Annotated in this window: 13 protein-coding genes; 3 read left to right on the top strand and 10 right to left on the bottom strand. The window is 56.3% G+C overall.

What is annotated here, in order from left to right; all coding sequences use genetic code 11:
* Nucleotides 1–6: 6 nt before the first annotated feature.
* Together cysD and cysG are read right to left on the bottom strand one after the other, a co-directional pair.
* Complete coding sequence (gene cysD / locus CWM57_RS07260; RefSeq protein WP_061153518.1) at nucleotides 7–915, bottom strand: sulfate adenylyltransferase subunit CysD; 909 nt, start codon at nucleotides 913–915, stop codon at nucleotides 7–9.
* A gap of 9 nt (nucleotides 916–924) precedes the next feature.
* The gene (cysG, locus tag CWM57_RS07255) at nucleotides 925–2,331 is read right to left on the bottom strand and encodes a siroheme synthase CysG (protein WP_162678252.1); all 1,407 of its coding nucleotides are present in this window, start codon (nucleotides 2,329–2,331) and stop codon (nucleotides 925–927) included.
* 246 nt (nucleotides 2,332–2,577) lie between these two features.
* Between cysG and CWM57_RS07250 the strand changes: the two genes are divergently transcribed.
* Nucleotides 2,578–3,624 (top strand): aminopeptidase, encoded by a 1,047-nt coding sequence (locus CWM57_RS07250; protein ID WP_100675838.1) that lies wholly within the window; start codon nucleotides 2,578–2,580, stop codon nucleotides 3,622–3,624.
* A gap of 72 nt (nucleotides 3,625–3,696) precedes the next feature.
* Here the strand turns inward: CWM57_RS07250 and cysH are convergent, their stop codons facing one another.
* The 3 genes from cysH to cysJ all read right to left on the bottom strand — a co-directional run bounded on the left by cysH (nucleotide 3,697) and on the right by cysJ (nucleotide 8,041).
* The gene (gene cysH, locus CWM57_RS07245; protein ID WP_008806238.1) at nucleotides 3,697–4,431 is read right to left on the bottom strand and encodes a phosphoadenosine phosphosulfate reductase; all 735 of its coding nucleotides are present in this window, start codon (nucleotides 4,429–4,431) and stop codon (nucleotides 3,697–3,699) included.
* 98 nt (nucleotides 4,432–4,529) lie between these two features.
* Nucleotides 4,530–6,242 carry an assimilatory sulfite reductase (NADPH) hemoprotein subunit gene (cysI, locus tag CWM57_RS07240; protein ID WP_061153512.1) on the bottom strand — a complete coding sequence of 571 codons (1,713 nt, stop codon included), beginning with the start codon at nucleotides 6,240–6,242 and terminating at the stop codon, nucleotides 4,530–4,532.
* Complete coding sequence (gene cysJ / locus CWM57_RS07235) at nucleotides 6,242–8,041, bottom strand: NADPH-dependent assimilatory sulfite reductase flavoprotein subunit (protein ID WP_100631344.1); 1,800 nt, start codon at nucleotides 8,039–8,041, stop codon at nucleotides 6,242–6,244. The genes cysI and cysJ overlap by 1 nt, the downstream gene beginning before the upstream one ends.
* 316 nt (nucleotides 8,042–8,357) lie before the next feature.
* On the opposite strand from cysJ, the gene queD reads away from it, so the two are divergent.
* Nucleotides 8,358–8,723: a 6-carboxytetrahydropterin synthase QueD gene (gene queD, locus CWM57_RS07230; RefSeq protein ID WP_004174641.1), complete on the top strand. Its 366-nt coding sequence runs from the start codon at nucleotides 8,358–8,360 to the stop codon at nucleotides 8,721–8,723.
* Between the two features lie 41 nt (nucleotides 8,724–8,764).
* Here the strand turns inward: queD and queE are convergent, their stop codons facing one another.
* On the bottom strand, nucleotides 8,765–9,436 hold the full coding sequence (gene queE / locus CWM57_RS07225) for a 7-carboxy-7-deazaguanine synthase QueE (protein ID WP_008806241.1): 672 nt from the start codon (nucleotides 9,434–9,436) through the stop codon (nucleotides 8,765–8,767).
* 476 nt (nucleotides 9,437–9,912) lie between these two features.
* On the opposite strand from queE, the gene CWM57_RS07220 reads away from it, so the two are divergent.
* Entirely contained in the window at nucleotides 9,913–11,022 is a 1,110-nt protein-coding gene (locus CWM57_RS07220; protein WP_074387736.1) for an SDR family oxidoreductase, read from the top strand.
* 63 nt (nucleotides 11,023–11,085) lie between these two features.
* On the opposite strand, the gene eno is transcribed toward CWM57_RS07220, so the two are convergent.
* The 4 genes from eno to relA form a co-directional block, all read right to left on the bottom strand.
* The gene (eno, locus tag CWM57_RS07215) at nucleotides 11,086–12,384 is read right to left on the bottom strand and encodes a phosphopyruvate hydratase (RefSeq protein WP_061153500.1); all 1,299 of its coding nucleotides are present in this window, start codon (nucleotides 12,382–12,384) and stop codon (nucleotides 11,086–11,088) included.
* Between the two features lie 80 nt (nucleotides 12,385–12,464).
* Nucleotides 12,465–14,102: a glutamine hydrolyzing CTP synthase gene (pyrG, locus tag CWM57_RS07210; RefSeq protein WP_061153499.1), complete on the bottom strand. Its 1,638-nt coding sequence runs from the start codon at nucleotides 14,100–14,102 to the stop codon at nucleotides 12,465–12,467.
* Between the two features lie 279 nt (nucleotides 14,103–14,381).
* On the bottom strand, nucleotides 14,382–15,173 hold the full coding sequence (gene mazG / locus CWM57_RS07205) for a nucleoside triphosphate pyrophosphohydrolase (RefSeq protein ID WP_074387735.1): 792 nt from the start codon (nucleotides 15,171–15,173) through the stop codon (nucleotides 14,382–14,384).
* 111 nt (nucleotides 15,174–15,284) lie between these two features.
* Nucleotides 15,285–17,522, bottom strand: coding sequence for a GTP diphosphokinase (gene relA / locus CWM57_RS07200; protein ID WP_061153497.1), 2,238 nt, complete (start codon nucleotides 17,520–17,522; stop codon nucleotides 15,285–15,287).
* Nucleotides 17,523–17,557 lie beyond the last annotated feature (35 nt).

Raw genomic sequence — 17,557 nt, 5'->3', positions numbered from 1 at the left:
GGCTCCTTAGAAATACCCCTGACGTTTCTTCAGCTCCATCGAGCCGGCCTGGTCGCGGTCAATCACGCGGCCCTGACGTTCACTGGTGGTTGATACCAGCATCTCTTCAATAATTTCCGGCAGCGTCTGCGCTTCAGACTCCACTGCGCCGGTCAGCGGCCAGCAGCCAAGGGTACGGAAACGCACCATCCGTTTTTCAATCACTTCGCCCGGCTGCAGATCGATACGGTCATCATCGATCATCATCAGCATACCGTCGCGCTCCAGCACCGGGCGCTCAGCGGCCAGATACAGCGGCACGATTTCAATATTTTCCAGATAGATGTACTGCCAGATATCCAGCTCGGTCCAGTTGGAGAGCGGGAAGACGCGGATGCTTTCGCCTTTGTTAATCTGGCCGTTGTAGTTGTGCCACAGCTCCGGACGCTGATTTTTCGGGTCCCAGCGGTGGAAGCGGTCGCGGAAGGAGTAGATGCGCTCTTTCGCGCGGGATTTCTCTTCATCGCGACGCGCGCCGCCGAACGCGGCGTCAAAGCCGTATTTGTTCAGCGCCTGCTTCAGACCTTCCGTTTTCATGATATCGGTATGCTTAGCGCTGCCGTGGACGAACGGGTTGATGCCCATCGCCACCCCTTCCGGGTTTTTATGCACCAGCAGCTCACAGCCGTAGGCTTTGGCGGTATGGTCACGGAACTCATACATCTCACGGAATTTCCAGCCGGTATCGACGTGCAGCAGCGGGAACGGCAAGGTTCCCGGATAAAACGCTTTGCGCGCCAGATGCAGCATTACGCTGGAATCTTTCCCGATGGAGTACATCATCACCGGGTTAGAAAATTCGGCGGCCACCTCACGAATAATATGGATGCTTTCCGCCTCCAGTTGCCGCAGGTGAGTGAGTCGTTTTTGGTCCATAACCGTTCCTTAAGCCAGATTGACCACCGAAGAGTTAAACCCCTCGGCGGATGATGTATGTTGAAACCAGGCGAGCTGCTGATGCAGCTGCACCACTTCGCCCACCACCAGCAGGGCGGGCATCGGGGCGTCTTTCGCCAGGTGTTCGAGTTGTTGCAATGTGCCGGTTATCGTCTGCTGATCGTCGCGGGTACCGCGGGAAATCACCGCGACCGGCGTAGTGCTGTCGCGACCGTGGGCGATCAGCTGAGCGCTGATTTCTGCCGCCTTCATGGTGCCCATGTAGATCGCCAGCGTTTGTTGGCTCTTCGCCAACAGCGACCAGTCGAAGGGGGCGCTGTCCGGCTTATAGTGGCCGGTGACAAAGACGGCGCTTTGCGCATAATCGCGATGGGTCAGCGGAATACCGGCGTAGGCCGTCGCCCCGGCGGCGGCAGTGACGCCAGGCACCACCTGGAACGGGATCCCCGCTTCGGCGGCAGCCTGCAGCTCTTCTGCGCCGCGGCCAAAAATAAACGGATCCCCGCCCTTCAGACGCACGACGGTTTTCCCCGCCTTCGCCGCCTCCACCAGCAGCTGATTGGTTTCATGCTGCGGCACCGAGTGCTCACCGGCGCGTTTGCCGACACAGATTAACTCGGCATCGCGGCGCACCAGCTCGAGAACCGGCTGGGTCACCAGATGGTCGTGGAAAACCACGTCCGCCTGCTGGATCGCCTGCAGACCACGAAGGGTCAGCAGCCCGGCATCGCCCGGCCCGGCGCCCACCAGAATAATTTCTCCCGTCTCGCGTTCGGGCTTATCCAGCTCATCCTGCAGCGCCTTTTCCGCCTCCGCATGATTGCCCGCCACCATCAGGCTGGCAAAGCGGCCGGTAAAGACGCGTTCCCAGAAGCGGCGACGCGCTTCGGTGGTCGTCAGACGGGTTTTCAGATGGTTACGCCAGTAGCTCGCCGATTCCGCCAGCCGCCCGAGGTTCGTCGGCAGCAGCGCTTCAATTTTCTCGCGCAGAATGCGCGACAGCACTGGCGCTTTGCCGCTGGAGGAGATCGCCACCAGCAGCGGCGAACGGTCGACGATAGAAGGGAAGACAAACGAGCACAGCGCCTGGTTATCCACCACGTTGACCAACCGGTAGCGCGCGTTAGCCGCCGCAAACACCCGCTGGTTAAGCGCCTCGTCCTCCGTGGCCGCAATCACCAGAAAGACATCATCCACCAGCGACTCGCTAAATTCCGTCGCCCGCCAGCTAAGCGCCTGGCGCGCCGCCAGATCGGCCAGCGCCGGAGAGAGCGTCCCGGCGACCACCTGCACCTGCGCCTGGGCGCGCAGCAGGAATTTAATCTTGCGTTCAGCAATCTCACCGCCGCCGATCACCAGCACGGGCCTTTGTTTCAGTTCGGCAAAAAGGGGCAAGTAATCCACGGCGCAACAACTCTCTTACAATCAGCGATACTGCGACTATAGGGTGCGCCTAAGAGCAAATGAAATTACGAAATGGAATGAGTTGTGACGCAAAGGAATAACGCTGTGGAAATACAAATATCAAAAAGTGCTTAACGCGCTATTTTTCCGCTATTTAAGAGCAATTGAAATTGTTTAACCGCGGTCACAGTTTCATACTATACGCGTCAAATTGTCTTGTTCGTGTAAGGACCCCTTATGTTTTCCGCGTTGTGCCGCCGTCTGCTTCCTCTGGCGCTCGGCACCGGTTTTGTTTTCGCCGCCGCCCCCGCATTCAGCGCGCTGGGCGACACCGCCAGTAGCCAGGCCCGTCATATCGCCACCGTCTTCCCGGGACGAATGACCGGAACGCCAGCCGAGATGTTGTCAGCCGAGCACCTCCGCCAGCAGTTCGCCCAGATGGGTTATCAGAGCGACGTGCGCAGCTTCAATACCCGCTACATCTATACCGATAACAATCAGCGTAAGAACTGGCATAACGCCACCGGCAGTACGGTGATCGCCGCCCATGAAGGCCAGTCCCGCCAGCAAATCATTATTATGGCGCACCTCGATACCTACGCGCCGCAGAGCGATAAAGACGTGGAGAACAACCTTGGCGGCCTGACGCTGCAGGGAATCGACGACAACGCGATGGGGCTCGGCGTGATGCTGGAGCTGGCGGATCATTTAAAGAATATCCCCACCCGCTATGGCATTCGCTTTATCGCCACCAGCGGTGAAGAGGAAGGTCGTCTCGGGGCGCAAAATCTGCTGCAGCGCATGAGTGAGGCGGAAAAGAAAAATACCCTGCTGGTGATCAACCTCGATAATCTGGTGGTGGGCGATAAGCTTTACTTCAACAGTGGCCGCCGCACGCCGGCCTCGGTGCGCAAGCTTACCCGCGACCGCGCGCTGGCTATCGCCCGCAGTAAAGGGATTGTCGCAGCGACCAATCCAGGACTGAACCCAGAATTCCCGAAAGGCACTGCCTGCTGTAACGATGCCAGCGTCTTCGACAGCGCGGGGATCCCGGTGCTGTCGGTAGAGGCAACCAACTGGTCACTCGGCAAAAAGGATGGCTATCAGCAGCGCCAGAAATCCCGTGACTTCCCGGACGGCACCAGCTGGCATAGCGTGCAGATTGATAATCAGCAGTATCTCGACCACGCGCTGCCGGGACGCATAGAACGCCGCAGCCGCGAGGTAGTGAAAGTGATGCTGCCGCTGGTGAAAGAGCTGGCGAAGGTGGAGAAGAAAAGCTGATACGCACAAAAGAACGCGCGGTATCACCCGCGTGTTCTTCTTGAATTATCACCCGAAGAAAGCGCTAACAGCTTAACCCTCGTGCAATCCGCACTCGCGTTTAAGCCCGAAGAACCGGGTCTCTTCTTCTGCCATGCCTGGCTCCCATTTGCGGGTGGTGTGGGTATCGCCTACCGACAGATAGCCCTGATCCCACAGCGGGTGGTATTTCAGCCCGTGCTTTTGCAGGTACTGATATACCGTCCGGTTATCCCAGTCGATAATCGGCAGCACCTTGAACACCCCGCGCTGGATAGCCAGCACCGGTAAGGTCGCCCGGCTACCGGACTGCTCGCGGCGCAGACCAGCGAACCAGGTCTGGGTGTTAAGCTCTTTCAGCGCCCGGTTCATTGGCTCCACTTTGTTGATCTCATTGTATTTCTCAATGCCCTCAACACCCTGCTCCCACAGCTTACCGTAGCGCGCCTCCTGCCAGGCGGCGCTCTCCTGCGCCCGATAGACCTTCAGGTTCAGCTTGAGCTTGTCGGTTAACTCATCGATAAACTGATAGGTTTCCGGAAACAGATAGCCGGTATCGGTGAGGATCACCGGAATATCCGGGCGCAGCTGGTTGACCAGGTGCAGACTCACCGCCGCCTGAATGCCAAAGCTGGAAGACAAAGCATACTCGCCAGGCAGATTTTCCAGCGCCCACGCTACGCGTTCTTCGGCGCTGAGCTTCTCCAGCTTCGCATTGGTCTCCGCCAGCGCCAGGATACGTTCCACTTTCGGCAATGCATTAAGCGCGTTTAGATCGAGTACGGACATATAAACCTCGTTTGCCTGTTATGCCGGGCGGCACTGCGTTTGCCCGGCCTACGGGTTTTACAGGCCCGGGTCGCTAAGCGCCACCGGGCACCAGGATGTTATTCCCAGAAATCGCGGGCTGGGTCGAGCACCGGGCGAATGATGCCCGCACGCACCGTAAAGTCGCCGAAGCCTTCACCCGCTTCACGCTCTTTCGCCCAGCGCCCTACCAGTTCGTCTAGCGAGTCGAGAATTTCCGACTCGGTGATATTCTCACGGTACATCCGCGGGATGCGGGTGCCGCTGCGGTTACCGCCAAGGTGCAGGTTGTAGCGGCCTGGCGCTTTGCCCACCAGCCCCACTTCCGCCAGCATCGCGCGACCACAGCCGTTCGGGCAGCCGGTGACGCGGGTGACGATATGCTCATCGCTCACGCCGTGCTTGTTCATCACCCCTTCCACCTTGTCGATAAACGACGGCAGGAAACGCTCAGCTTCCGCCATCGCCAGCGGGCAGGTCGGGAAGGAGACGCAGGCCATCGAGTTTTCGCGCTGCGGAGTAACGGCATTCATCAGACCATGATCCCGCGCCAGCTTCTCGATCCGCGCCTTCTGATCTTCCGGTACGCTGGCGATGATCAGGTTCTGGTTGGCAGTGATGCGGAATTCGCCTTTATGGATCTTAGCAATCTCCAGCAGGCCAGTCTTCAGCGGGCGCCCCGGATAATCGAGAATGCGGCCGTTTTCAATAAACAGCGTCAGGTGCCATTTGTCATCAATCCCTTTCACCCAGCCGATGCGGTCGCCGCGGCCGGTGAATTCGTACGGACGGATCGGCTCAAACTTAATGCCGGCCCGGCGCTCCACTTCCGCCTTGAAGGTTTCGACGCCAACGCGCTCAAGGGTGTACTTGGTTTTCGCATTCTTACGGTCGGTACGGTTGCCCCAGTCGCGCTGGGTAGTCACGACCGCTTCCGCCACCGCCAGAGTATGCTCCAGAGGCAGATAGCCGAATTCGCTCGCCGTGCGGGCGTAGGTTTTCTTGTTGCCGTGTTCGATAGAGAGACCGCCGCCCACCAGCAGGTTAAAGCCCACCAGCTTGCCGTTTTCGGCGATCGCCACGAAGTTCATGTCATTAGCGTGCAGATCGATATCGTTCTGCGGCGGGATCACCACCGTCGTTTTAAACTTACGCGGCAGATAGGTTTGACCGAGGATCGGCTCTTCGTCGGTAGTCGCGACCTTTTTCTGATCCAGCCAGATCTCGGCATAAGCGCGAGTGCGCGGCAGAAGATGCTCGGAGATCTTTTTCGCCCACTCGTAGGCCTCAGCGTGCAGCTGCGACTCATGCGGGTTGGAGGTGCACAGCACGTTACGGTTCATATCGTTGGCGGTGGCCAGCGCGTCCAGCCCCACCGAGTGCAGCATCTGATGCACCGGCTTCACGTTCTTTTTCAGAATACCGTGGAACTGGAACGTCTGCCGGTTGGTCAGGCGAATACTGCCGTAAATGGTGTTGTCAGCGGCAAACTTATCGATCGCCTTCCACTGGGTAGTGGTGATCACCCCGCCCGGCAGACGGCAGCGCAGCAGCATCGCATGACGCGGCTCCAGCTTCTGGGCGGCGCGTTCCGCGCGGATATCGCGATCGTCCTGCTGGTACATGCCGTGGAAACGGATCAGCAGGAAGTTATCACCTTTAAAACCGCCGGTCAGACCGTCGTTTAAATCTTCCGCAATGGTGCCGCGCAGGTAGTTGCTCTCAAGCTTCATGCGCTCGGCATCGGTCAGTTTACCTTCGACCACTAAAGGCCCCGGATGTTTTTCGCTCATTAGTAGACATCTCGCTGATAACGGCGCTCAACGCGCAGCTCACTTAAAAATTCGTCCGCCGCTTCGGCGTCCATCGCGCCGTATTCGGCAATCACTTCCAGTAAAGTATGTTCCACGTCTTTCGCCATACGATTGGCGTCGCCGCAGACATAAATGTGGGCGCCATCATTGATCCAGCGCCACAGCTCGGCTCCCTGCTCGCGCAGTTTGTCCTGCACGTAGATTTTTTGTTGTTGATCGCGGGACCAGGCCAGATCGATACGGGTCAGCAGACCTTCCTTCACATAGCTCTGCCACTCCACCTGATAGAGGAAATCTTCAGTGAAGTGCGGGTTGCCGAAGAATAACCAGTTCTTGCCTTGTGCCCCGTCCGCTGCGCGCTGCTGCATAAAGGCGCGGAACGGCGCAATACCGGTGCCCGGGCCAATCATGATCACCGGCGTCTCCGGGTTAGCCGGCAGACGGAAGTTGTCGTTGTGTTCAATAAAGACGCGGACTTCGCCATCTTCTTCCACGCGGTCGGCGAGGAAGCTGGAGGCACCGCCAGCGCGGGCGCGACCTTCAATTTCATAGCGCACTACGCCTACGGTGACATGCACTTCGCTTTCAGCTTCCGCCTGCGAGGAGGCAATCGAGTACAGGCGCGGCGTCAGCGGACGCAGCAGACCGATTAACGCCTCGGCGTCCAGCTGTGCCGGGGAGAAACGGACCATATCGACGATCGGCGTCGCAGCAGCATACTGCTGCAGCTGAGCTTTATCTCCCACCAGCGGCAGCAGCGATTCGCTGCGGGTCAGGGTGGCGTAGTTTTCGACGATAGTCGCGGTGTTAACCGTCAGTTCAAAATGCCACTCCAGCGCTTCCGCCAGCGGCAGAGTTTTGCCATCAACGGTTACCGGCTCGTCACCTTTCAGCCACAGCAGCTCCACCAGCTCTTTGACCAGCTGAGGATCGTTTTGATACCAGACGCCCAGCGCGTCGCCCGGCTGATAGCGCAGACCGGAATCACCGAGGTCAATTTCAATATGGCGCACATCTTTTTCGGAATCGCGGCCAGTGATTTTCTGGTTGACCGACAGGGTCGCCGACAGCGGAGCCTCTTTGGTGTACGGACTGGTATGGATGTCGTTCACCCCGCCGCTGGTGGCCAGCTGAGCGGGCGCGGCAACTGGCGCACGGGCCTTCAGCACCTCAACAACGCGTGCGCGCCATTCCGCAGCTGCGGTCTGATATTCGACGTCGGCATCGACGCGATCGAGCAGGCGTTCCGCACCGAGCTCGGCCAGCTTGCTGTCGAAATCTTTGCCGGACTGGCAGAAGAATTCATAAGAAGTATCGCCGAGGCCAAAGACAGCAAACGCGGTCCCGTCCAGCTTCGGCGCTTTTTTCGAGAACAGGAACTTATGCAATGCGACCGCTTCTTCCGGCGGCTCACCTTCCCCCTGGGTGGACGTCACGACCACCAGCAGTTTTTCCGCAGCAATTTGTTTGAATTTATAATCGCCTGCATTCACCAGCTTCACGTTCAGCTTCGCTGCCAGCAGATCGTCGCGCAGCGCTTCGGCGACGCGGCGGGCGTTGCCGGTTTGCGAGGCGGAAATCAGCGTGATCGAGGGCACCTCAGCGGCCTGGGCAGGAACGGCCACAGCCGCGCCGGACTGCTGATTCAGCACGCCCCAGAAATAGCCAGACACCCAGGCAAGCTGGGTAGGCGTGAAGTCAGTGGTGGCCGCCTGAAGGCGCGCCAGTTGCTCCGGGTTGAGCGGCAGCAAGTTGGAAGGTGTGGCCTGTGTCGTCATGCGTCGTTTGTTCCAGTAAGCAAAGCTGTTATTCGCACCCTGTCAGCGCGACAAAAACAGAAGAGAATAGAAGGGTAACGGTGCTGATAGTAACAATTAAAGAAGGGATGGAAATAATAAATAACCAAATGAACTAACCTGTTTTAGTTGTAGTTATTAACAACAAAATCGATTAAATAACCACATGAAATATAACCATTTAATTCAAATAACCCAGATAAATGTGTCCATTTTCTGTTCAGGGCCGTTTTAGTTAATGCGAAAAAATGTGCTTTCCGGTACCCTACGGCGGTTTTTTTCGTCCTGTTGAGAGTCAATGATGTCCACCACGCTGTTTAAAGATTTCACCTTCGAAGCCGCCCACCACCTGCCGCACGTCCCGGAAGGACACAAATGCGGTCGCCTGCATGGCCACTCCTTTATGGTGCGTCTGGAGATCACCGGTGAAGTCGATCCCCATACCGGGTGGATCATGGATTTTGCCGAGCTGAAGGCCGCCTTCAAGCCGACATACGATCGCCTGGACCACTATTATCTGAACGATATCCCCGGTCTGGAAAACCCCACCAGCGAAGTGCTGGCCAAATGGATCTGGGATGAGATGAAACCGCGGGTACCGCTGCTGAGCGCCGTGATGGTCAAAGAGACCTGCACCGCTGGCTGTGTCTATCGCGGCGAGTAAGCGAAAAAAAAGCCCGGTCAGTACGCTGCCGGGCTTTTTTATCAGGCAATATTCAAATACTTGTGCGTCTGCATGGACAGGCGCCAGTTGCGGGCGATGCAAGTGTCGATACACAGGCGCGTCGCGTCTTCTTTCTGACTGATCGGCTGCAGGGCGATGATCCGCGGTTTGTCATCGCTCAGCGTTTCCAGCAGTTCGTCCAGCGCTTCGATGTCGCGGACACGCCCTACCGGATGCTTGATTTCATCCGCCCGCTGCAGAGCCTGAGACAACACATCATACCCACCACGCATATTGACTTTAGGGGATACCGTCACCCAGGTGTTGTGGCTGCAGCGCACTTCATGGGTGCCGCTGGTTTCAATCTGACAGCTAAAGCCGTTTTGTTCCAGAAGCGAGGTTAACGGCGTTAAATCATGAATGCAGGGTTCACCGCCGGTAATGACCACGTGGCGGGCAGTCCACCCCTGACGCCCAATAATCGCCAGCAGATCCTCGCTGCTTGCAGGACCCCATTTATCACTCTCTTTAGTTTTCGCCAGAATGCTGAACAACGACACTTCCCGATCGGCCAGCTTGTCCCAGGTATGCTTGGTGTCACACCACGCACATCCTACCGGGCATCCCTGCAGACGAATAAAAATGGCAGGCACGCCGGTGAAGTAACCCTCGCCTTGCAGGGTCTGGAACATCTCGTTAATCGGGTACTGCATAGTCATCTCTGTTTAGGGTCATAAACGTCCATTATCGCAGATTTCAGCGCACAGGTCTTGTCCTGCGCTGCGATCCCTTTTTTTACCCCTCCGTCAATATCCGTGTCGGGAATAATATTATTGATTAAAAAAGCAATCTTTTCTTTTGGCTTAGTTTATTAGCATGATAAGAATTAAAATAAATAGCATTCTGACGCGTGGGCGGAAAATATGTAACAGAAAATGTTATCCCTGTCATTCCGGATAAAATAAAAGGTTCAGAGATCAAAACAAAAACCCTTAAAATACAGCAATGTACAAACAGATACATGAAAGAGTGAATTATCTATCTGATCTGAGAGTCTAATTCAATTCGCCGGTGATAATAACCTTAAACTGGTCTTAATAAAGCCCTGAACGGGCCCCTTTTTTATTTAATCGTCGTTTACTTTTGCCCGCCTAGAATCCCGCAGACCAACCATAATGAGATAGCGTTTATGACCACATTATTAATTACCGGCGTTACGGGTTTTCTGGGCGGTGCCGCGTTAGAGAAAATACTCCATCAGGAAACCCGGTTAGACCTGCTGCTGCTGGTGCGTGCTGATAGTCCCGAGGCAGGCCTCGAACGGGTCAAAGAGAACATGCGTAAGTTCAATATTGCCGAGGAGAAGCTGGCGATGCTTCACCCGCAGCATATCCTGCTGGGCGATCTCGCCTCTCCGGAGCATTTTCTTAACGATCCGCGCCTCGATCAGGTGACGCATGTCCTCAACTGCGCCGCTGTCGCCTCGTTTGGCAGCAACCCGCTCATCTGGAAGGTTAACGTTGAGGGTACGCTGCGCCTGGCGCAACGGATGGCGCAGGTTGAGGGTCTACAGCGCTTTCTGCACGTCGGCACAGCCATGTCCTGCTCACCTGAGCCGGATTCACTGGTCGCCGAAAGCGCGGAGTTTCGGGAACGCGCTGAGCACCTGGTGGAATACACCCATTCGAAATCGACCATCGAGCAGTTGATGCAGCAGCATTGCCCTACGCTGCCGCTGGTCATTGCCCGCCCCTCTATCGTGGTGGGTCATACTCATCACGGCTGCCGGCCTTCCAGCAGTATTTTCTGGGTGTTCAGCATGGGGCTGATGCTGCAGAAATTTTTATGTTCCATGGAAGACCGAATCGATGTCATCCCGGTGGACTACTGTGCTGATGCCTTGCTGATGCTACTTAACCAGCCGCTGGCCCACGGCGAGGTGGTGCACATCTCTGCCGGGGAGGAGAATAGCGTGAAGTTTGCTGAAATCGACCGGGCGATGGCCCAGGCCCTGGAGCAGGCCCCGGTAGGGGATAAGTACGCCCAGGTCAGCTATGAAACGCTGGTCAAAATGCGTCGTGAACTGAAAGGGATCTTTGGGCCATGCAATGAACGTCTGATGCTGAAAGCCATGCGTTTATATGGCGCCTTCGCCACGCTGAACGTGCGCTTTAGCAACGACAAGCTGTTGAGCATGGGAATGCCAAAACCACCGCGCTTTACGGATTACATCGACCGCTGCGTGGAGACCACCCGCGGGCTGTCGATCCCCCAGCAAATGGCCGTCGATTTTAAATGATGGCTGACGGCGTAAAAAAAATGCCAGCCCTGAGGCTGGCATTTTTATTTCACAAAGACAGGATTAAGCCTGGCCTTTGATCTCTTTACGACCGTTGAACGGCGCTTGCTCACCCAGCGCTTCTTCGATACGAATCAGCTGGTTGTATTTAGCAACGCGGTCAGAACGGCTCATAGAACCGGTTTTGATCTGGCCTGCAGCGGTACCGACAGCCAGGTCAGCGATGGTCGCGTCTTCAGTTTCACCAGAACGGTGAGAGATGACAGCGGTGTAGCCAGCGTCTTTCGCCATCTTGATTGCAGCCAGAGTTTCGGTCAGAGAACCGATCTGGTTGAATTTGATCAGGATGGAGTTAGCGATGCCTTTATCGATACCTTCTTTCAGGATCTTGGTGTTGGTTACGAACAGGTCGTCACCAACCAGCTGGATTTTGTCGCCCAGTACTTTGGTCTGGTATGCGAAACCGTCCCAGTCAGATTCGTCCAGGCCATCTTCGATGGAGACGATCGGGTACTGTTTGGTCAGATCTTCCAGGAAGTGAGTGAACTCTTCAGAGGTGAACGCTTTGTTGCCTTCGCCAGCCAGAACGTATTTACCATCTTTGTAGAATTCAGATGCTGCGCAGTCCATCGCCAGGGTGATATCTTTGCCCAGCTCGTAGCCAGCTGCTTTAACCGCTTCAGCGATAACAGCCAGTGCTTCGGCGTTAGAACCCAGGTTCGGCGCGTAGCCGCCTTCGTCACCAACGGCAGTGTTCATGCCTTTGGACTTCAGCACTTTCGCCAGGTGATGGAACACTTCAGAACCCATGCGTACGGCTTCTTTCAGGGTCGGCGCGCCAACCGGCTGAATCATGAATTCCTGGATGTCGACGTTGTTGTCAGCGTGCTCACCACCGTTGATGATGTTCATCATCGGAACCGGCATGGAGTATTTGCCCGGAGTGCCGTTCAGTTCCGCGATGTGCGCGTACAGCGGCAGGCCTTTGGACGCTGCAGCTGCTTTGGCGTTTGCCAGAGAAACAGCCAGGATAGCGTTCGCACCGAAGTTAGATTTGTTTTCAGTACCGTCCAGGTCGATCATGATCTTGTCGATGCCAGCCTGATCTTTAGCATCTTTGCCCAGGATTGCCTGAGCGATCGGGCCGTTTACCGCAGCAACAGCTTTGGTTACGCCTTTACCCAGGAAACGGGATTTGTCGCCATCGCGCAGTTCCAGCGCTTCGCGGGAACCAGTAGAAGCACCTGACGGAGCAGCTGCCATACCGACGAAACCACCTTCCAGGTGTACTTCGGCTTCAACAGTCGGGTTACCACGGGAGTCGATGATTTCACGACCGATGACTTTAACGATTTTGGACATTAGGTTTTCCTCAGTACAAGTTAAACTAAAACTCCAGACAAACAATGCACCCAGTTGGGTGCATTGCCGTTCTAACTCTTTTACTTCGCCTGACGCTTCTGGTACTCGCTCGCGGCTTTCACAAAGCCGGCAAACAGCGGGTGGCCGTCACGCGGCGTCGAAGTAAACTCCGGGTGGAACTGGCAGGCAACAAACCACGGATGGTTCGGCACTTCGATGATCTCGACCAACTGATCATCCCCGGAACGGCCCGCAACGCGCAGACCAGCAGCTTCAATCGGTTTCAACAACATGTTGTTGACTTCGTAGCGGTGACGATGGCGCTCGGTGATAGTCGGCTCGCCATACAGCTGACGAACCAGAGAATCATCATCCAGCTGGCACTGCTGCGCACCCAGGCGCATGGTGCCGCCAAGATCGCTCTTCTCAGAACGAACCTCAACGTTGCCTTCTTCGTCACGCCATTCGGTAATCAGCGCCACCACCGGGTACTTACAGTCTGGCACAAATTCCGTAGAGTTGGCGTTTTCCATGCCCGCTACGTTGCGCGCGAATTCAATCAGCGCAACCTGCATACCCAGGCAGATGCCCAGATAAGGAATATTATTCTCACGCGCATAGCGCGCGGTGGCGATCTTACCTTCTACACCGCGGTAGCCGAAGCCGCCCGGGATAAGGATCGCGTCCAAATTCTTAAGGATTTCGACGCCGCGCGTTTCCACATCCTGCGAATCGATCAGCTTGATGTTGACGGTCACGCGGTTTTTCAGACCACCGTGTTTCAGCGCTTCAATCACCGACTTGTAGGCATCCGGCAGTTCAATGTACTTACCGACCATACCGATGGTGACTTCGCCTGCCGGATTGGCTTCTTCATAGATTACCTGTTCCCATTCGGCCAGGTTTGCTTCCGGACAAGTTAAGCTGAATCGTTTACAAATATAATCGTCCAGCCCCTGAGATTTCAACAGGCCCGGAATTTTATAAATGGAATCGACGTCTTTCAGAGAAATCACAGCCTTTTCCGGAACGTTACAGAACAAAGCAATTTTCGCACGTTCGTTGGCCGGAACTGCGCGGTCTGAGCGGCAGATCAGGATATCTGGCTGAATACCGATGGAGAGCAGCTCTTTCACGGAGTGCTGGGTCGGCTTGGTTTTGACTTCGCCCGCGGCGGCCATGTACGGCACCAGGGTCAGGTGCATAAACAGGGTATGCTCGCGGCCGATTTCTACCGCCATCTGACGAATGGCTTCGAGGAACGGCAGGGATTCGATATCGCCTACAGTACCGCCGATTTCCACCAGCACCACGTCATGGCCTTCGCCACCCGCCAGTACGCGCTCTTTGATAGCGTTGGTGATGTGCGGGATAACCTGAACGGTCGCGCCCAGATAGTCACCACGGCGCTCTTTACGCAGTACGTCGGAGTAGATACGGCCGGTGGTGAAGTTGTTGCGACGCGTCATCTTGGTGCGGATGAAACGCTCATAGTGGCCCAGGTCCAGATCGGTTTCTGCGCCGTCTTCAGTAACGAACACTTCCCCATGCTGGATTGGGCTCATGGTACCCGGATCGACGTTGATGTACGGATCCAGTTTCATGATGGTCACGTTGAGACCACGGGCTTCAAGAATGGCTGCCAGGGAGGCTGCGGCAATGCCTTTACCCAGAGAGGATACGACCCCGCCGGTCACAAAAATATAGTTCGTTGTCATGCTGAACCTGAGAAGTTAGGGTAAAACGATGGAATAACCAGGACGGGAAAGTAGTATACCCGAACATGCGTGACGCCACAAACTTTCATTCTCCCCTCCCCTTCGTTCTTCAAGTTGCACCTGTGTTGCGACTCGAACAACTCGAAGAGGCAGGCTACATGGTGTTTCAACGACATAACGGAAAGAGAAAATAGACGCTTTTGGCGAAATGTTTTTGACGTAAATCAAGCGCTTGTTATTTATAAAATCACACAAATCGCGCTTGATCACGAAAACTCGTTAGAGATCAGTTTCCTGGCGCTTTACTTCCTGCCACACTTCTTCCATGGTATCGAGGTCGACACCGGTCATTTCGAGGCCGCGGGCGGCGACAATGCGCTCGACTTCACGGAAGCGACGCTCAAATTTGAGGTTCGCTTTCTGCAGAGCCACCTCGGCTTTGACGCCCAAATGACGGGATAAATTCACCGTGGCGAACAGCAGGTCACCGACTTCCTCTTCCAGTTTCGCTTCATCCACTACCGCCTGCTGCGCTTCATGCATCACTTCATCAATTTCTTCATGCACCTTGTCGAGCACCGGGCCCAGCGAGGTCCAGTCGAAACCCACTGCCGAGCAGCGGCGCTGGATTTTATGCGCGCGCATCAGCGCCGGCAGGCTATGGGGAATGTCGTCCAGCGCCGAATGCTGGGCTTTTTCCGCCCGCTCCGCGCTTTTGATCTGCTCCCAGCGGGCCAGGACTTCGCTGCTGTTTCCTGCAGTAGCATCAGCGAAAATATGGGGATGGCGGCGCTCCAGCTTGTCGCTGATGGCGGCGCAGATATCGTCAAAGTTAAAGCGTCCCTCTTCCTGCGCCATTTGTGCATAGAACACCACCTGGAACAGCAGATCGCCCAGCTCACCGCGCAGGTCGTCAAAATCTTCCCGCTGGATAGCATCGAGGACCTCGTAGGTCTCCTCAAGGGTGTAAGGGGCGATAGTGGCAAAGGTCTGCTCTTTATCCCACGGGCAGCCGTTTTCCGGGTCGCGCAGGCGGCGCATGATGCCGAGCAAGCGGTCAATTTGAGTCATGTGACAATCCTGGAAATGTAAAAAATAGTCGACCGGATAAGGCGTTTAGACCTTATCCGGCGTTGCGAAATTGCCGGATGGCGGTTTCGCCTTATCCGGCCTGGAGACGACTTAACCGCCGTGCAGACGGCGCGCGTCAATGACATCGGGCACCTGGTTCAGCTTACCGAGCACCCGGCCCAGCACCTGCAGGTTGTAAATCTCAATGGTCATATCGATGGTTGCCAGCTGCTGACGGGTATCGCTCCGGCTGGCGACCCCCAGCACGTTCACCTTCTCATTGGCGAGGATGGTGGTGATATCGCGCAGTAACCCGCTGCGATCGTTCGCCTCCACCCTGACCACCAGCGAGTAGCCCGCCGAGTAGCTTTCACCCCATACCGCATCGACGATGCGCTCCGGGGCATGCGACTGCAGTTCAGCCAGCTGATCGCAGTCGGCGCGATGCACGGAAATCCCGCGCCCCTGGGTGATAAAGCCGACGATCTCATCGCCCGGAATCGGCTGGCAGCAGCGGGCAATATGGTGCATCAGGTTGCCAACCCCTTCCACCACCACTCGGCCATTGTCCTTGGTGCGGTTCTGTGGGGCGTAGGTTTTCTGCTGCAGCTGCTTCAGCGCGGCCGCATCCTGCTCAGCGGCGCTCGGTTTATTGAACTGCGCCTGCAGGAAATTGACCATCTGGTTGAGACGGATATCGCCGCCGCCAATGGCGGCCAGCAGTTCATCGAGCTCATTGAAGTTGTAGCGCGGCAGCAGGTGTTTTTCCGCATCCTTAAGGCCGATGCCCAGATGCTCCAGTTCGTCGTCGAGGATCTGCCGCCCGGCGAGAATGTTCTTGTCGCGGTCCTGCTTACGGAACCAGGCGTGGATCTTGGAGCGTCCGCGGCTGGTGGTCACGTAACCGAGGTTAGGATTCAGCCAGTCACGGCTCGGGTTCGGCTGCTTCTGAGTAATAATTTCAATCTGATCGCCCATCTGCAGCTGATAGGTGAACGGCACGATGCGGCCGCCAATTTTGGCGCCGATGCAACGATGGCCGACGTCGCTGTGGATATGGTAGGCAAAGTCGAGCGGCGTCGACCCCGCCGGCAGGTCCACCACGTCGCCTTTCGGCGTAAAGACATAGACCCGATCGTCGAAGACCTGACTGCGCACTTCGTCGAGCATTTCGCCAGAATCGGCCATCTCTTCCTGCCAGGCAATCAGCTTACGCAGCCAGGCGATGCGATCCTCATAGCCACGGCCACCGCCGGTGCCCGCTCCCGCGCCCTCTTTGTACTTCCAGTGCGCGGCCACGCCAAGCTCAGCATCTTCATGCATCTGCCGGGTGCGAATTTGAATCTCCACCGTCTTGCCGCTCGGGCCCAGCACCACGGTATGAATAGACTGATAGCCGTTGGGTTTCGGGTTGGCCACGTAGTCATCGAATTCATCCGGCAGGTGACGATAGTGGGTATGGACGATCCCTAGTGCGGCGTAACAATCCTGCAAACGCTCGGCCACGATGCGCACCGCGCGAACGTCAAACAGCTCGTCAAACGCGAGGTGTTTTTTCTGCATTTTGCGCCAGATGCTGTAGATGTGTTTCGGCCGGCCATAGACTTCCGCCTTGACGCCTTCGGCTTTCATCTCCGAGCGCAGGTGGCCGACGAACTCGTCGATGTAATGCTCACGGTCGATACGACGTTCGTGGAGCAGTTTAGCTATACGCTTGTATTCTGCCGGATGCAGATAACGGAAGCAGTAATCTTCCAGCTCCCACTTCAGCTGGCCGATACCTAAGCGGTTCGCCAGCGGCGCATAGATATTGGTGCACTCTTTCGCCGCCAGCACGCGTTCATCTTCCGGCGCGTCTTTGACTTCGCGCAGATGCGCGATACGCTCAGCAAGCTTGATGACCACGCAGCGGAAATCGTCAACCATCGCCAGCAGCATGCGGCGAATGTTATCCACCTGCTCGGAAGATACCGAGTCGGTATGGGTGGCTTTTAGCTGGCGGATAGCGGCCATGTCCCGCACCCCGTGAATCAGGGTCACGACCGATTTACCCACACTCTCCTGCATGACCTCTTCACTGACGACTTCACCGTCCGCCAGTGGGAACAACAGCGCCGCGCGCAGCGTATCGAGATCCATACTCAGGGTGGACAGAATCTCCACCATTTCGACGCCACGCCACAGCAGCAGGTCTGCCTGCGGGTGTCCTTGCGTTTTTTCGCGACAATAATCCCAGGTTTCGGCTAAGCGCTCACACGACTGCTGGCTGGAAATCCCCAGACTCGCGATCCATTTCTTCGGGTCAAATTCACCAGCTTTATTAAGATGTGCACTTCTTACCGCAACCATTGTCCTCTCCTTAAGGGACCGGCCTGCCGAAGTCG

Source organism: Klebsiella sp. G-Nf4, assembly GCF_002810615.1.
Lineage (GTDB): Bacteria > Pseudomonadota > Gammaproteobacteria > Enterobacterales > Enterobacteriaceae > Klebsiella > Klebsiella variicola.
The sequence above is the reverse complement of the archived record's forward strand: the minus strand, read 5'-3'. Positions and strand labels throughout refer to the sequence as shown.

Coding starts and splice junctions, on each gene's coding strand:
- cysH (WP_008806238.1), bottom strand. CDS start 4,431: ATGTCCGTACTCGATCTAAACGCGCTTAATGCATTGCCGAAAGTGGAA.
- cysD (WP_061153518.1), bottom strand. CDS start 915: ATGGACCAAAAACGACTCACTCACCTGCGGCAACTGGAGGCGGAAAGC.
- pyrG (WP_061153499.1), bottom strand. CDS start 14,102: ATGACAACGAACTATATTTTTGTGACCGGCGGGGTCGTATCCTCTCTG.
- cysI (WP_061153512.1), bottom strand. CDS start 6,242: ATGAGCGAAAAACATCCGGGGCCTTTAGTGGTCGAAGGTAAACTGACC.
- queD (WP_004174641.1), top strand. CDS start 8,358: ATGATGTCCACCACGCTGTTTAAAGATTTCACCTTCGAAGCCGCCCAC.
- queE (WP_008806241.1), bottom strand. CDS start 9,436: ATGCAGTACCCGATTAACGAGATGTTCCAGACCCTGCAAGGCGAGGGT.
- eno (WP_061153500.1), bottom strand. CDS start 12,384: ATGTCCAAAATCGTTAAAGTCATCGGTCGTGAAATCATCGACTCCCGT.
- CWM57_RS07220 (WP_074387736.1), top strand. CDS start 9,913: ATGACCACATTATTAATTACCGGCGTTACGGGTTTTCTGGGCGGTGCC.
- relA (WP_061153497.1), bottom strand. CDS start 17,522: ATGGTTGCGGTAAGAAGTGCACATCTTAATAAAGCTGGTGAATTTGAC.
- mazG (WP_074387735.1), bottom strand. CDS start 15,173: ATGACTCAAATTGACCGCTTGCTCGGCATCATGCGCCGCCTGCGCGAC.
- cysJ (WP_100631344.1), bottom strand. CDS start 8,041: ATGACGACACAGGCCACACCTTCCAACTTGCTGCCGCTCAACCCGGAG.
- CWM57_RS07250 (WP_100675838.1), top strand. CDS start 2,578: ATGTTTTCCGCGTTGTGCCGCCGTCTGCTTCCTCTGGCGCTCGGCACC.